At 63.6% G+C, this 17,051-nt stretch carries 17 protein-coding genes; 14 read left to right on the top strand and 3 right to left on the bottom strand.

Features of this window, described 5'->3' with window-relative positions; genetic code table 11:
• Nucleotides 1-15: 15 nt before the first annotated feature.
• Nucleotides 16-1,089 carry a CapA family protein gene (locus LB555_RS21890; protein WP_224683725.1) on the bottom strand — a complete coding sequence of 358 codons (1,074 nt, stop codon included), beginning with the start codon at nt 1,087-1,089 and terminating at the stop codon, nt 16-18.
• Between the two features lie 144 nt (nt 1,090-1,233).
• Between LB555_RS21890 and LB555_RS21885 the strand changes: the two genes are divergently transcribed.
• The 8 genes from LB555_RS21885 to LB555_RS21850 all read left to right on the top strand — a co-directional run bounded on the left by LB555_RS21885 (nt 1,234) and on the right by LB555_RS21850 (nt 11,710).
• Entirely contained in the window at nt 1,234-2,490 is a 1,257-nt protein-coding gene (locus LB555_RS21885; protein WP_224683724.1) for a hypothetical protein, read from the top strand.
• A 548-nt stretch (nt 2,491-3,038) separates the two neighbouring features.
• A complete protein-coding gene (locus LB555_RS21880) occupies nt 3,039-4,637 on the top strand; it encodes a DUF2778 domain-containing protein (RefSeq protein WP_224683723.1) in 1,599 nt (532 codons plus the stop codon).
• A gap of 117 nt (nt 4,638-4,754) precedes the next feature.
• Nucleotides 4,755-7,919 (top strand): excinuclease ABC subunit UvrB, encoded by a 3,165-nt coding sequence (gene uvrB, locus LB555_RS21875; RefSeq protein ID WP_224683722.1) that lies wholly within the window; start codon nt 4,755-4,757, stop codon nt 7,917-7,919.
• Between the two features lie 131 nt (nt 7,920-8,050).
• Nucleotides 8,051-8,956 carry a DMT family transporter gene (locus LB555_RS21870; RefSeq protein ID WP_015316121.1) on the top strand — a complete coding sequence of 302 codons (906 nt, stop codon included), beginning with the start codon at nt 8,051-8,053 and terminating at the stop codon, nt 8,954-8,956.
• 244 nt (nt 8,957-9,200) lie between these two features.
• Complete coding sequence (locus tag LB555_RS21865; protein WP_015316120.1) at nt 9,201-10,727, top strand: ABC-F family ATP-binding cassette domain-containing protein; 1,527 nt, start codon at nt 9,201-9,203, stop codon at nt 10,725-10,727.
• 79 nt (nt 10,728-10,806) lie between these two features.
• Nucleotides 10,807-11,085 (top strand): type II toxin-antitoxin system RelE/ParE family toxin, encoded by a 279-nt coding sequence (locus LB555_RS21860; protein ID WP_015316119.1) that lies wholly within the window; start codon nt 10,807-10,809, stop codon nt 11,083-11,085.
• 27 nt (nt 11,086-11,112) lie between these two features.
• Nucleotides 11,113-11,421 carry a HigA family addiction module antitoxin gene (locus tag LB555_RS21855; protein ID WP_015316118.1) on the top strand — a complete coding sequence of 103 codons (309 nt, stop codon included), beginning with the start codon at nt 11,113-11,115 and terminating at the stop codon, nt 11,419-11,421.
• A 136-nt stretch (nt 11,422-11,557) separates the two neighbouring features.
• Complete coding sequence (locus tag LB555_RS21850; RefSeq protein ID WP_083883193.1) at nt 11,558-11,710, top strand: hypothetical protein; 153 nt, start codon at nt 11,558-11,560, stop codon at nt 11,708-11,710.
• 28 nt (nt 11,711-11,738) lie between these two features.
• Here LB555_RS21850 and LB555_RS21845 read toward each other — a convergent pair whose 3' ends face one another.
• A complete protein-coding gene (locus tag LB555_RS21845; RefSeq protein ID WP_015316116.1) occupies nt 11,739-12,353 on the bottom strand; it encodes a glutathione S-transferase in 615 nt (204 codons plus the stop codon).
• A gap of 221 nt (nt 12,354-12,574) precedes the next feature.
• Between LB555_RS21845 and LB555_RS21840 the strand changes: the two genes are divergently transcribed.
• Both LB555_RS21840 and LB555_RS21835 read left to right on the top strand, forming a co-directional pair.
• Nucleotides 12,575-12,991 carry a VOC family protein gene (locus LB555_RS21840; protein WP_015316115.1) on the top strand — a complete coding sequence of 139 codons (417 nt, stop codon included), beginning with the start codon at nt 12,575-12,577 and terminating at the stop codon, nt 12,989-12,991.
• Nucleotides 12,992-13,089: 98 nt separating this feature from the next.
• On the top strand, nt 13,090-13,443 hold the full coding sequence (locus LB555_RS21835) for a DUF1428 domain-containing protein (protein ID WP_015316114.1): 354 nt from the start codon (nt 13,090-13,092) through the stop codon (nt 13,441-13,443).
• 46 nt (nt 13,444-13,489) lie between these two features.
• Here the strand turns inward: LB555_RS21835 and LB555_RS21830 are convergent, their stop codons facing one another.
• Nucleotides 13,490-15,124: a tetratricopeptide repeat-containing sulfotransferase family protein gene (locus LB555_RS21830; protein WP_015316113.1), complete on the bottom strand. Its 1,635-nt coding sequence runs from the start codon at nt 15,122-15,124 to the stop codon at nt 13,490-13,492.
• Nucleotides 15,125-15,337: 213 nt separating this feature from the next.
• Between LB555_RS21830 and LB555_RS21825 the strand changes: the two genes are divergently transcribed.
• The 4 genes from LB555_RS21825 (at nt 15,338) to LB555_RS21810 (ending at nt 17,024) form a co-directional block, all read left to right on the top strand.
• On the top strand, nt 15,338-15,634 hold the full coding sequence (locus LB555_RS21825; protein ID WP_224683720.1) for a hypothetical protein: 297 nt from the start codon (nt 15,338-15,340) through the stop codon (nt 15,632-15,634).
• 178 nt (nt 15,635-15,812) lie between these two features.
• Complete coding sequence (locus LB555_RS21820) at nt 15,813-16,082, top strand: hypothetical protein (protein WP_015316111.1); 270 nt, start codon at nt 15,813-15,815, stop codon at nt 16,080-16,082.
• A complete protein-coding gene (locus LB555_RS21815) occupies nt 16,079-16,327 on the top strand; it encodes a hypothetical protein (protein ID WP_015316110.1) in 249 nt (82 codons plus the stop codon). The genes LB555_RS21820 and LB555_RS21815 overlap by 4 nt, the downstream gene beginning before the upstream one ends.
• A gap of 79 nt (nt 16,328-16,406) precedes the next feature.
• Nucleotides 16,407-17,024, top strand: a complete 618-nt coding sequence (locus LB555_RS21810) for a flavodoxin family protein (RefSeq protein WP_224683719.1) — start codon at nt 16,407-16,409, stop codon at nt 17,022-17,024.
• The last annotated feature ends 27 nt before the right edge of the window (nt 17,025-17,051 follow it).

Genomic DNA, 17,051 nt, shown 5'->3' with positions numbered 1-17,051 from the left:
GGACCTGTCACGCGGTCAGGGCGACGCGTCCACAAGGGAAGCAGGAAAGATCGCGTCCAGCCGGCCCTCGATTTTTTGCCGCATGGGCTCGTCCAATGCCTCGACCGGCAGCAGCCGTTCGTGGTCTCCCGCACGCAAGCGCACAAAGGGATGAAACCAATAGGACGCGACAGCGCCGCGCGTCTCCGCATCGGCGCTGACGTCCACGATGAAAATCCCGCCAATCCGCCCCGGCCATGGCTGCCGGGCAAAAGCCGTGCCGAGGAAATCGCCGAGCCCATAGGCAATCACCGTCCCGCCGATCCGCTCCACCGGCTGCACGACATGGGCGTGATGGCCGGCGATCAGACCGACGCCCTGCCCGGCCAGCCGCCGCGCCAGTGCCCGTGTTGCGGCGCGCGGAAAATGCCGGAATTCCCAATCCCAATGCGGCACGGCACAGAGGAGATCGACCCCAGCACTCGCCTCGCGCGGCCAGCGCGCCGGATCGCCTTCCATCGAGACGCGGTCGGCAAACAGTCTCTCGTCGGCGTTGCGCCAGAGCGTGAAAGCGGCGAAGCCGAGAGCGAGCGGCCCGGCAGCGAAGCGTTCGACCGGACCCTTGGCGGCGAGGCCGATGGTGCCGATACCGAGCCGCTTCAACGCCGCGACCGTTGCGTCGAAACCGGCGACGCCCTGGTCGAACACATGATTGTTGGCCAGCGACAGGACCAGTTTTTCGCGCCCGATGCCGACCGCCGCGAGTGTCTCGGCCAGAAAGCGTTCGCCCATAGCATGATGCGTGCCGAGCTTTGTCCCCAGCACGGCGCTCGGCCTGTCGACGACAGGGCTTTCGCAATTGCCGATCACCAGGTCGGCCGTGCCCAGCAGCGCCTTGATCGCCGGATCGCAGTCCGGCGCGCTCCGGTTGGCTACCGCCGAGATGTCGCCGATGAAGGCCAGCCGCACCGTCTGTCTCGGTGGCGGCTCCATCAGCGTCCCCGATGCCGGCTCGAACCCGTTGACGTCGCCCTCGAGCGACGGTTTCAGGAAACGCGGCAGCCAGGACAGTTTGTAGGAGAGCGGATAGTTCGACACGGCACGCCTCATCGTTGGCCTTCTGTAGACCGTCCGCCGGACCGGTTGAAGCGTGCCCCGGTGACAATCATGCAACGATGTGAACGGCGTGCCGGCATCACAGGCGCGGCGTCGTAAATCTGTGTATGGTCGCCGGCGACAAATGGGAGGGAAAAGATGACACGAATAGCAAGCCTGCTGGCATCGGCCTTCATTGTGCTCGTGCCGCTGTCGTCCGCATCGGCGGCCATGCCCGAAGCGGCAACCGCTTTGTTCGAGGCAAGGACCGTGGCCGCGCGCGACGGCGCGCTGTCGACCCTGGAAGCGGCCGCGCCGAAAGATCCAGCGTCAGCCTATGCCGCCGGCGCCGGCGAGTTCTTCACCGCGCTGGAACTGCTGGCCAGCGGCCTGCATCGCCATGGGTTTGAGAGCCCGCAATCCTTCATGTTGCCGCTGATGCAGCTGCCGGTACCGGCGAACCCCAATCCCGAGCCGCTGACCTACGAAGAGTTCCGCGCCATACTGGTGGCTTTCCGTGACCGGCTGGCAAAGTCCGCCACCACGCTTGGTTCGGTGCCGGCCGATGCCGAAATCGGCATGGTCATCGACCTCACCCATGTCGGCATCGACCTCAACGAGGACGGCACCATCGCACCGGATGAAAGCATGGCGGCGATCATGGCGGCGTTGTCGCGCGGCGGCATCTCCCCGGGCGATACAGCCCCCGCGCTCACCTTCCGCTTCGACCGCGCCGACGGCTATTGGCTGCAAGGCTATGCCGAATTCCTGATGGCGCAGGCCGATTTCTGGCTGGCGCATGATTTCAAGGGCACGTTCGACGGCTCGTTCCACATGCTGTTTCCGCGCGCCAAGCTGCCGTTGCAGGACATCCTCGTGCCGCCGCCAAGCGAGATGGGCTCGAGCATCTTCTCCTCGGAATGGCGCATCGCCGACTTCATCTCGATGGTGCATCTCGTCAACTGGCCGGTTGTCGAACCGGAACGCCGCAAGGCGGCGCGCCAGGAGCTGCTCGAAATGATCCGGCTGTCGCGCGAGGACTGGAAGGCGATCCGCGCCGAGACCGACAATGACCGCGAATGGCTGCCCGGCCCGCAGCAAAAGGGCGAGAACCCGCTCACCGGCCTCGAAGTCGGCGAGGAGCAGGTGCAGGCCTGGCTCGCGACCCTGACGATGGCCGAGGACCTGCTCGAAGGCCGCGCGCTGCTGCCGCACTTCCGCATCACCGGCAAAGGCATCAACATGAAGCGCTTCTTCGACGAGCCTAAACCCTTCGACCTCGTACTCTCGATCACCGGTCCCGGCATCGCGCCTTATCTGGAGAGCGGCAAGATCCTGACCAGCGAGGATTTCGACCAGATCCAGCGCGAGTTTGGAGGTGGCGGGTTTTTGACGTTCGCACTGTGGTTCAACTGAGCGGCGCGGACGCTGCGCGTCGGCCGAACTCCGACGTATCCGAAAGTAGGGAACCCTTGGACAGCGGCGTTGGAGCCGTAGGAGCCCACCACGACCGCTGCTATGAGCCCCGAGAGCCGACCCTTTTGGGCCGAAGACTTGTGGCAGCACGGCAACAAAATCTGTTGGCACCCGTGATGTTTGCGGGCGCCCGGCCGACAGGCATTTGGCGTGCCTCACTGTCCCGGAAGCGCCGAATCGCCTTTTGCGAGGATTAGCGAAGGCTGTTTCGCTTGACTCGCCCGGCAAAAACAGGCAGCAAAAAAGCCTTGGAAGGGCTGCAATACCGCGTGCATGGTCGTGGACGAGCCTTTTTCGGCACAAAGTCCACGTCTCTCGATTGGTTTTGAGAGGGATTGGTTAACCAACTTTGTCCATATTTTGAAGCAATCGGCAACTAACGACAGGCGCGGCAAACGCGTCGGGGACCACCTGGGATCACTCACAGAATGGTCGTCGCGGCTATCACAGCCGCGGACGTGGGAGCCGATTGGAGCAAGATTGGTTGCATGGCGTTGTTGAGTCGTAAAATTGTCGGGGACAGGCGTTGCAGCGGCGAGACCGCCTTCGAAGCGCCACGTGCCTCATCCTTCACCCCTGAACGGGTTGTCCGCTGGATTGCGGTGCCGGGCGTCAGCGCCGCCGTCGGCCTATGGCTGATCGGCACCATGGCCGGCCTTAGCTCTGTCGGTGCCTCGCTTTCGGTCACGTCGGTCGGCCTGCCGCAGACGCTGTCCATGCCGGGCACGCTCGCTCTCGCCGATCCGCTGAAGCAGCATTTCCTCAGCTCTTCGGCGCCCTTCATGACAGCCAATGCGCATGGCGGCGCGCAGGCGCTGCACGACCATGCCGTACAGTGCGGTGCCAGTTGCTTCAAGCTGGCCGCGATAACCTCCAAGGCGGAGAAATCCGGGCGCCTGGTGGCGCAGGCCAAGCCAACGCCGGCGAAGTCGAAATCGCAGCAGCGCTTCGAACTGATGGAAGCGTCGCTGTCGCCGACAAAGCTTGCCGCTGCCTTCGCCGGCGCGGGAAAGCCTGCGACCGCGGCCAGCACCCATCCAGTGATTTCGAGCGCCACTCCACGGATCACCGAGGCGTCCCTCGTGCCGTCCGTCCAGGTCATGGCCAGCCTGTCCAACGACATGCCGGCTCCGGCGGCGGAACGCTTCGCCCGCGCCGAAACGGATTCCGTCGTGCAGACCGCGCCGGCGCCGATGGGCTTTGCCCAATCGGAAACGCCCGACAACGCGCAACTGGCGCTTGCCCTGGTCGAGTCGATGCCGGTCGAGGACGAAGCTTTCGCCTCGCCGCTGCCGATGACCGAATCCTCGCCCGATGTCGCGGTGGCGCCTGTCGAGACCCAGCAGGAACAGCCGGGCGACGCCGCTTCGCTGCCGGATGCGCTCACCGACGACGTGCCGCTGCCGACCCGCCGCCCGCAATATGACGCGCCGCGGCAACCCCGGATCGTGGAAGAGGACAAGCCGGCCGCACAGCCCAGGACCTTGGAGCAGAAGCCGGCGCCCCAGCCGAAGCCCGTCCAGCAAGCCAGGCAGCCGGCCCGGCAAGGCCGGACCCGTGATGGTGGCGACGTGCTGGCCTATGCCAAGCCGGACACGCCTTCGGGCGGCCTCGGCCAGGCGTTCAGGAACCTGTTCAACGGCCCGAGCGCCGGAAGCGGCGCCGGCCATGGGGTCGCCGTCTACGACATCAGTGCCAAGACCGTCTACATGCCCGACGGCCAGCGGCTCGAGGCGCATTCCGGCCTCGGCGCAATGGTCGACCAGCCGCGCTATGTCCACGTCAAGGACCGTGGCCCGACGCCGCCCAACACCTACAATCTGTCGCTGCGCGAATCCCGCTTCCACGGCGTCGAGGCCATTCGCCTGACCCCGACGAGCGGCGGCAACAAATACAACCGCAACGGCCTGCTCGCGCATACCTACATGCTGCGGGGCGGTCGCGCCGAATCCAATGGCTGCGTCGTCTTCAGGGACTATTCCCGCTTCCTCGCCGCCTTCAAGAAGGGCAAGGTCACCCGCCTCGTCGTGGTGGATCGCCTGAACGGATCGGCGACCCGGGTCGCGTCGAACGGAAGCGGCGCTTGAGATAAGGCGAAACCGTCCGCCACCTCCTGACAGCCTTCTGTCAGGAGTCTGACGCGACCGCCGGCCCGTCCTCATCGCGCTCTTTCCATTTTGGCCGAGAAATCCCATATTCGGGACATGGCCAAATCCCCCGATAAAAGAACGCCGCCGACGGCGAATGAGGACCGCGCCGCGCCGAAGCGGCGCAGCCCGCTGACCGATTTCCTCGACGCCTCGGAACCGCTGCACAAAGGCGGCTTCGCCGAGATGCCGCAGGCCGAATTGTCGGGCACGCCGCTGACCGGCTCGATCGCCGATTGGGCCGAGCAGATCGAGCAGGAGGCTGAACGGGAAGGACGCGCCGCGGGCAAAGGCGGCGGCGCCAAGTCGCCGAAGAAAATACCCGAGCGCTCCGCCGCGCCGGGCCGCACCGCGCGCGGCACCTCGATGGGCGGCGCCGCGTCGGCCCGCGAACGCACGGCGGCCGGCCTCAATCCGGTCGCCGGGCTCGACATCTCGCTGGAAGAAGCCGAGACGATGTCGTCCAGTGGCGTCACCGCCACGGTGGCCGCGCTCTCGGCGCTGATCGAAGCCGGCAATCCGCTGCACAAGGACGGCGTGCTGTGGACGCCGCACCGCCCTGCCCGGCCGGAAAAATCCGAAGGCGGCATCGCCATCAAGATGGTGTCGGACTTCGAACCCGCCGGCGACCAACCGACCGCCATCAAGGATCTGGTCGAGGGCGTTGACAACAACGACCGCACCCAGGTGCTGCTCGGCGTCACCGGTTCCGGGAAAACCTTCACCATGGCCAAGGTGATCGAGGAGACACAGCGCCCGGCTCTGATCCTGGCGCCCAACAAGACTCTGGCCGCGCAGCTCTATTCCGAGTTCAAGAAATTCTTCCCCGACAATGCGGTGGAGTATTTCGTCTCCTACTACGACTATTACCAGCCGGAAGCCTACGTTCCGCGCACCGACACCTTCATCGAGAAGGAATCCTCGATCAACGAGCAGATCGACCGCATGCGCCATTCGGCGACGCGTTCGCTGCTCGAGCGCGACGACGTCATCATCGTCGCCTCCGTATCCTGCATCTACGGTATCGGTTCGGTCGAAACCTACACGGCGATGACCTTCCAGATGCAGATCGGCGACCGGCTCGACCAGCGCGCTCTGCTCGCCGACCTCGTTGCCCAGCAGTACAAGCGCCAGGACATCAATTTCGTGCGCGGCTCGTTCCGCGTGCGCGGCGACACGATCGAGATCTTCCCGGCCCACCTTGAGGACCGCGCCTGGCGCATCTCGATGTTCGGCGACGAGATCGAGGCGATCACCGAGTTCGACCCGCTGACCGGCCAGAAGACCGGCGAGTTGAAGAGCGTCAAGATCTACGCCAACTCGCACTATGTGACGCCGCGCCCGACGCTCAACCAGGCGATCAAGTCGATCAAGGAAGAGCTCAAGCACCGGCTGGTGGAACTCGAGCGCGCCGGCCGCCTGCTCGAGGCGCAGCGGCTGGAGCAGCGCTGCCGCTTCGACCTCGAAATGCTGGAAGCCACCGGCTCCTGCGCCGGCATCGAGAACTATTCGCGCTACCTCACCGGCCGCCAGCCGGGCGATCCGCCGCCGACGCTGTTCGAGTACATTCCAGACAATGCGCTGGTCTTCATCGACGAGAGCCACGTCACCGTGCCGCAGATCGGCGGCATGTATCGCGGCGACTTCAGGCGCAAGGCGACGCTTGCCGAATACGGCTTCCGCCTGCCTTCCTGCATGGACAACCGGCCGCTGCGCTTCGAGGAATGGGACGCTATGCGCCCGCTTTCGGTCGCTGTCTCGGCAACGCCCGGCGGCTGGGAGATGGAGCAGTCCGGCGGCGTGTTCGCCGAGCAGGTCATCCGACCGACCGGCCTCATCGATCCGCCGGTCGAGGTGCGTCCGGCCAAGACCCAGGTCGACGACGTCGTCGGCGAGATCCGCGAGACGACCAAGGCCGGCTACCGCACGCTGGTCACCGTGCTGACCAAGCGCATGGCGGAGGACCTGACCGAATACCTGCACGAGCAGGGCGTGCGCGTGCGTTACATGCACTCCGACATCGACACGCTGGAGCGCATCGAGATCCTGCGCGACCTGCGCCTCGGCGCCTTCGACGTGCTGGTCGGCATCAACCTTTTGCGCGAAGGCCTCGATATTCCCGAATGCGGCTTCGTCGCCATTCTCGACGCTGACAAGGAAGGTTTCCTGCGTTCGGAAACCTCGCTGATCCAGACCATCGGCCGTGCCGCCCGCAATGTCGACGGCAAGGTCATCCTCTACGCGGACCAAGTCACCGGTTCGATGGAGCGGGCGATGGCCGAGACCAACCGGCGCCGCGAGAAGCAGATGGAGTGGAACACCGCCAACGGCATCACGCCGGAATCGGTCAAGTCGCGCATCTCCGATATTCTGGACTCGGTCTACGAGAAGGACCATGTTCGCGCCGACATCTCGCAGTTCACCGACAGCGCCGGCGCCATGATGGGCAACAATTTCAAGGCCCATCTCGACGCGCTGGACAAGCAGATGCGCGACGCCGCCGCCAATCTCGACTTCGAAAAGGCGGCCCGCATCCGCGACGAGATCAAGCGGCTGCACGAGATGGAATTGTCGATCTCCGACGATCCGCTGGCGCGCGAGGTGGAAGGCCAAAGTCCGGCCTCTGGCCGCGAAAAGGGCAAGCACAACAAGGGCGTGGCCAAGCATCGGACATTGGAGGAACAGGAACGGTTCCGCAAGCTCGATCAGGCACGCGCCGCCGAAGAGGCAGCCAAGGCCGCCAGGCCGAACCTCTTCCGCAAGCCCGATCTCGACGAGATGGGCGCCGACGGCGCCGTGCCGGTGAAGAAGCCACTGTTCGCCAAGCCGTCACTGGACGACATGGGGCCTGGCACCGACATGCCGACGCCGTCAGGCGCGGTGTCGCGGTCGCTGTTCAAGAAGCAGTCGGCGGAAGAAGCGCATGGCTCCGACTTCGGCATCCCCGGCGATGCGACCAAGCCGCTGTTCAAGAAGAACTCGCTCGACGAGATGACGGTGCGCCGCACCGAAAAACCGGTAGAAGGAAAAGTGCCGGCGAAGCCACAGCCAATCTCCCCCGTGGAGGAGATGTCCGGCAGGACAGAGAGGGGCGCGAAGGATCGCGGCGATGCCGACAAGCCTATCGTCCGTCAACGCTCCGGCATCGGCTCCTACAAGGACCAAGGCGACGCCCGCCGCGAAAAGCGCCGGCCGGGCAAGACAGGCAGGCCCGGACGGTAGCAATTCTTCGCGCCCCCGCTGTCCCTCCAATATAGATCAGCTTTTCTTGCCGCCTTGCCAGTCGTGGGACGAACCTATACGGGCCTTTCAATTCTGCTCTTCCGCTCCGAAAACCATCAGCCAACTCCCCCATGAAACCCAGAGACATCGCCGCCTACGTCTTCCTGGCTGTCACCTGGGGACTGTCGTTCCTGGTGCTGCTCAAGGTGGTACATGCCTTTGGCTGGGTCGGCGCGGTCACCTTGCGCGCGCTGATCGCCGGCATCACGCTCTTTCTGCTTGCCGCCGCGACGCGGCGACGGCTGGATTTCAGCGCCGGCTGGCGGCATTTCGCCATGGTCGGCGCGACGACGGTGGCGGCGCAGCTGATCGGCCTGTCCTATGCCACGCCGCGCATCGGCACGGCGATGGCGGCCATCCTGGTTGCCGCCATCCCGCTGTTCTCGATGATCATCGGCCAGCTCTGGGGGCTTGAGCGCATCGCTGTTCGCGGCCTGGCCGGACTGCTGCTCGGCGCTGCCGGCATCATCGTCCTGGTCGGTTTCCCCGCCGTTCCGGTCACCGCATCCTTTGCGATCGGCTGTGCCGCCTCGCTGTTCAGTTCCTTCTCGGCGGCATTCGGCAGCAACTACGCCAATCGCCATTTGCGCTCGGCCGGCTCGCTGGAACTCACCAGCGCCGCCTTCCTGTTCGGCGGCCTGATGACGCTGCCGCTGCTGCTCGCCGTGCCGGTGCCGGCCATGCCGCGCCCTGTCGACTTCCTCTACCTGGCCATACTGGCCTGCGTGATGAGCGCATTGACCTATGTCGTGTATTTCCGGCTGGTGGCCAGCATCGGAGCCACCAGGACCATCAGCGTCGAATTCGCCGTGACCACGATCGCGGTGCTGGCTGGAACGATTGTGCTCGGCGAGTCGCTGACCCTGATCCAGGGCTTCGGCGCGGTGGCAATCATCGGCGGCTGCATACTGGTGCTGGACCCCTTCCCGCGCCGCTTGAAAGCGGCGGCCTTGCCATCAGCCTCGCCTTTGATGTAGCCAGTCGTCACACTCGAACGTCTCGAAAGGAGGGCTCACGTGTTTACGTTCTATCGTCACCATCGTCAGCGTGGCCCGATTTCCGCCCTGCGAGCCAGCTTGCAGGGCTGACCAGGGACGGTCCGGGTTTTCCCGCTTCGATTTTTGGTCTGCCCTTCGTGGTGTGCAACGCCTGGCCTGATGGCCGGCACGCGCACCGTCAAAGTGCATGAGCCGGCATTCCGGCAAGACCAGAGAAATCAAAATGGCCCTGATCAGCTTCAAATCCCTCGGCGTCACCATGAGTGCGCCGCTCTTTTCCAATCTCGACCTCAGCATCGGCAACGGCGACCGGCTCGGCATCGTCGCCGCCAACGGCCGCGGCAAGTCGACCTTGCTCAAATGCCTGACCGGCGAACTGGAACCGACGACAGGCGACATCAGCCGCACGCGCGGTCTGCGTGTCGGCCATGTCGAGCAGTCCGTTGCCCCTGCCCTGCTTGGCCGCACTTTTTACGAGGTTGTGGCTGAGGCGTTACCGCCCGAACAGGCCGACAGCGAGATGTGGCGCGTCGATGTGGTTCTCGATTCGCTTGACGTGCCCGAGCCGATGCGCGGGCGAGAAATGCAGGCACTGAGCGGCGGCTGGCAGCGGCTGGCGCTGATCGCCCGCGTCTGGGTCACCGATCCCGACATGCTTTTGCTCGACGAGCCGACCAACCATCTCGACCTTGCCCGCATCAGCCAATTGGAAACCTGGCTCAACGCGCTGCCGCGCGAGGTGCCCGTCATCATCGCCAGCCATGACCGCGCCTTCCTAGACGCCACCACCAACCGGACGCTGTTCCTGCGCCCGGAACAGTCGCCGGTGTTCTCCCTCCCCTATTCCCGCGCCAGGGAGGCGCTGGACGAGGTTGACGCGTCGACCGAACGAAAGTTCCAGCGCGACATGAAGGTGGCGCAGCAATTGCGCCGGCAGGCGGCCAAGCTCAACAATATCGGCATCAATTCCGGCAGCGACCTGCTGACGGTCAAGACCAAGCAACTCAACCAGCGCGCGGAAAAATTGGAAGAGGCCGCCAATCCGGCTCATCGCGAGAAATCGGCGGGCGCGATCAAACTCGCCAATCGCGGCACCCACGCCAAGGTGCTGATCACGCTTGACGACGTGGCGGTCGAAACGCCCGACGGCACGCTGCTGTTCAGGACCGGCAAGCGCCACATCTGCCAGGGCGACCGCATCGTGCTGCTCGGCCGCAACGGCGTCGGCAAGTCGCGCTTCGTCACCATGATCCGCAACGCCATCCTCGAGCCGGACACGGTGCGGAATGTGAAGGTGACGCCGTCCACCGTGCTCGGCTACAGCGACCAGGCGCTGTCGGGCATCAGCGGCGACGACACGCCGCTGGCGATGGTCTCGCGCCGTTACGATGTCGGCGAACAGCGCGCCCGCTCGCTGCTTGCCGGCGCCGGCGTGGTCATCGAGATGCAGGAGAAAAAGATCGGTGTTCTGTCGGGCGGCCAGAAGGCACGGCTGATGATGCTGGCGCTCAGGCTCGCCAATCCCAATTTCTATCTGCTCGACGAGCCCACCAACCATCTCGACATAGACGGCCAGGAAGCGCTGGAGGAAGAGTTGCTGAAGCACCAGGCAAGCTGTCTGCTCGCCTCGCACGACCGCTCCTTCATCCGCGCCATCGGCAACCGCTTCTGGCTGATCGAGAAGCGGAAGCTGACCGAAGTCGAGGATCCGGAGAGCTTCTTCCGCGAGGTGGCTGAGGGAACCGGCTGAGCGGCGGGAGATCGGCATGCCTGTAAATTATTTGCTTACAGGGTTCTTGATTTGTGTAAGCGATCTGTTTACATATGTCATGATCAAATCGTTCAAGAACAAGGCGCTGTCCGACCTTTTTCAAACCGGAAAAACCGGCAAGATCGATGCCAAGATGCACAAGCGCATCCTTGTTCGGCTTGACCGCCTGGAAGCATCGGAAAAGCCGGAGGAGATGAACCTTCCCGGCTTCGACTTCCATTCGCTGAAAGGCCTCGATCCCATCCGCTACACGGTCCACGTCAATGGTCCGTGGTGCATTACATTTGAATTCGACGGTAACGACGCCGCCCGCGTCGATTTCGAGCAATATCACTGAGGCGGCCAGATTGGAGAAGTTCGACGTATGACCGTGCACGAGCCGACGCGTCCGATCGAGCGTTGCCCCTCCCACCCGGGAGCGCTGCTTGAGGACATTATCCCGGCAACTGGAAAGACCAAGGTGGAAATTGCAAATCTGCTCGGGATATCCCGGCAGCAGCTCTATGACATTATCCGCGAAAGGAAGCCGGTTTCGCCGGCGGTGGCCGCTCGCCTTGGGAAGCTGTTCGGCGACGGCGCCGCGATCTGGCTTCGGATGCAGGCGGCTTTCGATGCCTGGCACGCCGAGCGTGAGGTCGATGTTTCGGCTATTCCCACGCTCAAGGTCGCATAGGCTCTCCTCGGCGACGCCTGAACGAGATGTAAATGCTGACAAAAAATTTTCCGGGCAATCTGTCGGATCGCCCGTTGCGGCCCCGTCCTTGGGATGCCGACACGATGATGCCGGCGCCAACCAGGGAGAATTCGTCATGTCCGTCCTGTCATCCATCGGCCGCATCGCAACCCGGTATGCCGCGGCGCGCGCCCGTCACCGCAGCGAACGCATCCTGCTGTCGCTGCCTGCCGCGCTGCGCAAGGATATCGGCTTTCCGGAAATCCTCGACACGCGGAACAACCGTTGACGCTCGCCGCCTCTCAGGCGAGCGCGAATCAATCATGTGTATCGCCCGAAAGCGGCGTCGCACGCATCGACGCACGCCTTTCGAAAGCCTCGAACCAGCGCGTCAGCCGCGCCCGCGAACCAAACGACGGAAGATGACGGAACGCCATCCAGGACAGCGTGGTGGCTAGCGCAATATGTCCAACATGGAGCGGCGCCTCGTCGTCAAGGGCGCCCTCGGCCCAGTCGTAGGTCGCCTCGATCTTCTGCCGATATCCTTCGGCAAGAGCATCATAGCGCAGCTGTTCGGGTCTCCTTTCCGTCTCCCAGCGCAAGGCGATGCCCGTCTGCGCAAGGCCTTGGGCGGCCGATTGCAGCCGCAACGCCTGCCAGCGTGCCTCGCCGACCTGCGGCAGCAACTTCCGGTCATCATGCAACGTATCGAGATAGGCGCAGATGACGTCGGAATCGAAGATCGCCGGCGCACCCGGACGCAGCAGCACCGGCACTTGGCCTAGCGGGTTTTCGGCGTGGACACTGGCGTTGTGCAAGGTCGGGCTGGTTTCGTGATGAATGACCTGGAGCTGATCGGCGACGCCTGCCTCATGCGCGAAGACCAGCGCCTTGCGCGCGAAAGGTGAGTGGGTCTGATAATAGAGGATCATTGTCGTCTCCGGGCTGAGTAGGCGGCGCGCAATCCAACTCTTTTAGCTTGGGAGCCGAGAGAATTGCGCTCTGATTGGAAGCCGCCGACGCAAGTTCGTTGCACGCCTTCCCAACCCATCGGTTGTCGCCCGGCCAAAAATTTTCGGCGTCCTGTAGGATTGCCGTCGTCTCATCCGTCCTGTGGTCCGCAAGACCAAACAAACGTGAAGAGGAACATGCAATGACCGACCAGACCCGACCCCGGCCAAAAGTGCTTGGCGGATTGACCCCCTATCTTCAGGTCGACGGTGCCATCAAGGCGGCCGAGTTCTACAAGAAGGCTTTCGGGGCCGAGGAAGTCTTTGCCTACCCGGCGGACGAAAAAGGCCGCACCATGCATATCCATCTCTATATCAACGGCTCGACACTGATGCTAGGCGACGCCTATCCGGAACACGGCCATCCGCACCAGGCGGCACAGGGCTATACGCTGCAGCTCCATCTCGGCAAGGATGATATCGACGCTTGGTGGAAGCGCGCCGTCGACGCCGGCTGCGAGGCCGTCACGCCGCTGCAGGTGATGTTCTGGGGCGACCGCTGGGGCCAGGTGAAGGATCCCTTCGGCGTCGCATGGGCAATGAACGCACCGACGGAATAGGCTTTAGCGAGCGCGCCCCTCGCCGAGGGGATGCGCCCAATCGCGCCGGGTGTATTCCCGCCGACCCGGCGTTCGAATTCAGCAAAGAGGAGACCACCATGTCCTATGTCGATGGCTTCGTGCTTGCCGTGCCGAAGGCAAATCTCGATGACTATAAAAAGCTCGCCGACCTCGCAGGCCCCATATGGATGGAACATGGCGCGCTCGCCTATGTCGAATGCATCGGCGACGACGTGCCCTATGGCGAAATCACCTCGTTTCCGCGTGCCGTTCAGGCCAAGGATGATGAGATCGTCGTTTTCTCCTGGGCCGTATACAAATCCAGGCAGGATCGCGATGCGGTGATGGCCAAGGTGATGGCCGACCCTCGTCTGCAGCGCGATATGGCCACGATGCCGTTCGACGGCAAGCGCATGATCTTCGGCGGCTTCCAGCCCTTCATGGAACTTTGAGACGGCTCGACCGCCGTTCGCAGGCCGGCCTTACCGCGCTATCGGCCTATCCGAGCTTATCCAGCAGTGGTTTCAGCCTGTCGCCATAGCGCTTCCACAGATCGACCGAGCCCTGGTACATGGGCTGGCGCACCTGCGCGGCCGACGCCGTGCGCACCGGCCTGTCGGTCTCGTGGAACGACAGCACGGCATCGTCCCATGGCAGGCCGAGATAGTCGATCAGCGCCCGGCTCTGCCCATCCTGGTCGGCGACGAAATCCTCGTAGCGCACATCGTGCACGACGCCGGGCAGCACCTTGTGCCAATGCGCCATGATGTCGGTGTAGAGATTGTGGAAATCGGCGAGCTCACCGAGCTCATAGCCATAGCGGTGGCTGTCGCCGCGGAAATGCACCTTGTAGATCGACAGGCATGTCGCCGCCGCATCGCGGGCGCAATGGATGATCCTGGCCTTCGGCAGCATCATGTGGATGAAGCCGACAAGCAGGAAGTTGCCCGGCATCTTGTCGGTGACGTGGCGCATATGCGGATATCGGGCATGCAGCATGTCCAGATAGGCCTGCCCCGCCTCGGCGAAATCCCTATCGTCCGTGTCGGCCACGCCCCAGGGGAAGCCGCCCGGCATGTTCGACGGGAACTGCTTGCCGACCGCCGTCTTCAGGATGCTGAGCTCACCCGCGCCATAGACCTGGGGGTGACTGGCGATGATCTGTTCGACCAGCGTCGTACCCGAACGCGGCATGCCGACGACGAAGATCGGCGCGTCGTCGGCAATCGGGCTCGGTCTGTGCTTTTCGAAGAAACCGGCATCGAACACCGTCTTCATTGCCTCGAATTCGGCGCGCGTCTTCACCGGGTCGTAGTCGATGCCCTTGCGGCGGATGGCATTGCCCTCGGCGAAATAGTCGAAGGCCCTGCCATAATCCTTGAGATCGTCATTGGCCTTGCCGAGGCCAAACGACAGCTGCATGCGTGCCAGGCTGTCCTGAGGCGCCTTGGCGTGCTGCGCCTCCATGCCAGCCATTTCGGCATCGCGCTCCTTCTGGCGCTTGACCTGCGTCAGCATCAGCCACGCGCGGGCCATGCCGGGCTGGATCGCCACCGCCTGCCGGAACAGGCCGGTCGCCTCGTCGAGCTTGCCCTTTTCCATCAGCCCGACGCCCAGTCCGTGCAGCAGGTCGGCATCCCTAGGCCGGATGGTCAGTGCCTCCTGGAAGACAGCCAGCGCCTCGTCGAGGCGTCCGGCTTCCTGCAGGGTTTCGGCAAGCCCGATACGGGCGCGCACGTGGAATGGATTGCGCTGCACCGTGCCGCGATAGATGTCCTCGGCCTCGTCGAACCGGCCGATCTGCTTAAGCGACGAGCCGAGATTGTCGCGCGCCGCGAGCTGCTCCGGCCGCAGGTCCACCGCGCCGCGGAAGAAATCGATCGCCGCCGCGACACGGCCCAGATCGCGCATCACCGTGCCGAGATTGTTGAGGAAGTCGGGATTGGTCGGCTGCAGCTGAACCGACTGTTCGAGGAAATCCATGCCTTCTTCGCTGCGCCCCGTCTGGTGCAGCAGCAACCCCAGGAAATGCGCCGCGGCCGCGTGTTTGGGCTGACGCGTCAGCACCTGGCGGTAGATCGCCTCGGCCTCCTGCCGGCGCCCGGCCTGGTGCAGTTGCAATGCCTGCTGCACATACTGGTCGAGGCCCAGCGGCGGCTGTCCTCCCCCGCCAGACTTGGCCGCGCCAGGCTTGGTCCCCGCACCCGCCGCTCTTCTCTGATCTCTGTTGATGGGACACCTACCGTGTTCGTGCGCCTGCCGCGATCTAGGCCATCGGCGTTACAGGTTCAAGGCTTTGCTTGATTCTGCGCCTCACGTCGCGGCGAAAGCGATCAAATCAGGCGATTGGTCTCTGCAACCTGCCTGGCCCGCCTCACAGTTCCATCGGTATCGGAGATCGTTCGCCTTGCCGCCTCGTCCCTTCTGATGGTCAGCCGCGCCGACTGGACGGCCATCGGCTTTCCGGCAGCGCCAATGGGGTACGTGGCGATTGACCTGACGATCGGATTGATCGCCATGCTCTTCCCTTTCGAAGTTCTGATTGAATCCATGGCTTTATCCCTTTTGAAAAATAAAAACATAAGCGCCGAGGAAAAACTCGGAACGTCTCCAAGAAATTTTCGAAGATATCCGCAGCCATAGCAGATTTATTCTAAAATTAATATCCGTCTATTTTTCAAATCGAAGCAAGGAATTCCGTTATTATTCTTGAATAGAGCGCCGATTTCCGTTATATATCACATATGGTTTGGGCCAGAATTGGCATCTCGCGGCGTCAGAGGTTCTCGACCCGCCAATCTCATCCCAAAAGGCCAGGACAATGCCCGACCGCACCACCCGTTCCATCGCCCATTTCACCGCGCCATTCATGCTCGGTGGCCTGGAAGGACAACTGCCGGCCGGCGACTACGACATCGATCACGACGAGGAGTTGATCGAGGGCATGTCGCGGCTTGCCTGGCGCCGCGTCGCCACCTTCATCCATCTGCCGGCAAAGGCGGTGAACAACCCGCTCACCAGCCAGCTCGTCGCCATCGACCACCTGGACCTCGAAACCGCGCTGGTGCGCGACCGGGAGAATGCAGCATGATCCGTTTTCAACAGAATGCGCGACCGCGCACCGACACCCCCTCGCATCTCTTCGCCATCGGCCAGACCGTGCGGATGAAAAGCCGGACCGGCTTGGTCAACAAGGCCGCGGAACTGTTCGAGATCAAGAGCAGGCTGCCGGTCAAGGACGGTTCCCCGCAATACCGCATCCGCAGCGACCAGGAGACCCACGAACGGGTCACCACGGAAGACAATCTCGAACTGGCCGACAATCCGGCCAGCTGAGCGGAGGCCAGCCGACACACCGCGCAACCGCAAACGCCTCGCGGCGTTGAGCCTGCACACCAGATGCAGGAGTTTTGCGATGTCCCTCACCGCCTTTGCCCTCAACTGTTCGCTGAAAGCATCCGGCGACAAGGAAAAATCGTCCACCGACAAGATCATCGCCGATCTGCTCGCGGCGCTCAAACCGCATGGCGTGGAAGGCGAGGTCGTGCGCACGCTTGATCATGACATCAAGCCTGGCGTGCTCTCCGACATGGGCAGGGACGACGACTGGCCTGGCCTGCGCGAAAAGATCCTGGCCGCCGATATCTTCATTCTCGGCTTGCCGATCTGGTTGGGCCAACCATCGAGCGTCGCCAAGCGCGTCATGGAGCGGATGGACGCCTTTCTCGAGGAGACCGACGACAAGGGCCGCATGCCGGCCGCCGGCAAGGTGGCCCTAGTGGCGATCGTCGGCAACGAGGACGGCGCGCATCATTGCCATGCGGAGTGCTTCCAGGCGCTGAACGATGTCGGCTTCACCATTCCCGCCAATGGCGGCGTCTACTGGGTCGGTGAAGCCATGCATGACGTCAATTACGTCGACCTGCCGAAAACCCCCGCCAAGGTTACCGAAGCCATCGAAATGGCGGCCTCAAACGCTGCTCATCTGGCCGGCCTGCTCAAGAGCAAAGCTTATGTTGGCGTGGACAAATAATGGCCTTCCCCTCATGCGGGAGACGGC

It is taken from the genome of Mesorhizobium sp. BR-1-1-10 (assembly GCF_020165595.1).
GTDB classification, from domain to species: Bacteria; Pseudomonadota; Alphaproteobacteria; order Rhizobiales; family Rhizobiaceae; genus Mesorhizobium; species Mesorhizobium australicum.
Note: the sequence above shows the minus strand (reverse complement) of the source record. Positions and strands in the feature narration are given on the sequence as shown.